The sequence below is a fragment of the Neisseria sp. HMSC067G12 genome (assembly GCF_001812725.1).
In the GTDB taxonomy this organism is placed as follows: domain Bacteria; phylum Pseudomonadota; class Gammaproteobacteria; order Burkholderiales; family Neisseriaceae; genus Neisseria; species Neisseria perflava.
Map to the genome: position 1 here is coordinate 2,527 of NZ_KV810214.1, position 1,127 is coordinate 3,653.

The following is a 1,127-nucleotide window of genomic DNA, read 5'->3' on the forward strand; positions in this document are numbered from 1 at the left end:
TCGTCTGAACCATTTGTTCTTTAACAATCTCATTAGAGGAAGTTATTATGGAAATTACTTTGGATAACTGGAATGGATCTCATTGTAAGGAAGAGGTTTATCATATTAATTCCTCGGAAAGACTTTTAGAAATTTTAGAAAAATTAGATGCTAAGCAACATACTCTTGTAAATTTAGTTTTATCAGAAGAAAACTATTTAATGATTGGTGGAGGGGGAGGGAAATATGTTGTAACAGGTGAAGAAAATGGCATCATTTTTAATTTAATAAACCCTAACGAAGGAAGTACCTTAAAAATAGAATTAAATACGGGAGGGCAAATTGGCTTATTTGAGTCTAAATATATTTTATCTAAAGAAATAGCATTCAAATGTGCTGTAAAATGTTTGACTATGGGATGTATTCCACAAAACGATTTAGATTTATCCTGGGAAAAATATTAAAGCAAACCCAGTAAGTTGGTTGAGTCAAGACAAAACCAAACCATAGGGTAGTTTGAAACATAACTTTCAGATGACCTTCGTTTGATTCCTTACGGATAAGCAAGCCATAGCCCGGACAAAACCTTAAGTCCTGACGTGGAGTGTGTGCGGTACGCACGCACGCGGTTTCTGTTTTTCAGACGACCTCACTATCTTCTTTGAGGTCGTCTGAAACATTTGTTCTTTAACAATCTCATTAGTAGTTAACATAGAGGTCGTCTGAAAACCGACTTTCAGACGACCTCTACCAAATCGCCTCCCCCGACGGCGGTGCACGGCTGCTGTTTGCCGAAGTCGATTCCGGCTGCGGCATTTTCCAACTGGTCGCACAACTCGACCGCAACGGCCGCCATATCCGCCTCTGCTACGACGACAACGGGCTGCCGCACAGCATTTACGACGGCAGCGGCCGACACTTCCAACCTGTATTCTCCTCCATCCGTCTGCACGACAACGATCCCGATTTCGACCCGGCCGGGGAACGGGACGTATTTATTTCCGAAGACGAACGTTTCTACGTTAACCGCCTTACCTCCGTCACCTTCAACGGCAAGGAACTGGTGCGCTACGACTACGACGGCTACGGCGATTTGACCGCCGTTTACGGACGCGACGGCAAAAAACTGCGCGGTTTCGCCTACCGAA

At 43.8% G+C, this 1,127-nt stretch carries 1 protein-coding gene and 1 pseudogene; both read left to right on the forward strand.

Going from position 1 to position 1,127, the window contains the following annotated elements; genetic code table 11:
- Positions 1–47: 47 nt before the first annotated feature.
- On the forward strand, positions 48–443 hold the full coding sequence (locus HMPREF2871_RS09290) for a hypothetical protein (protein WP_049344844.1): 396 nt from the start codon (positions 48–50) through the stop codon (positions 441–443).
- Positions 444–1,042: 599 nt separating this feature from the next.
- Positions 1,043–1,127 (forward strand): annotated as a pseudogene (locus HMPREF2871_RS12160) (type IV secretion protein Rhs); the annotation flags it as partial.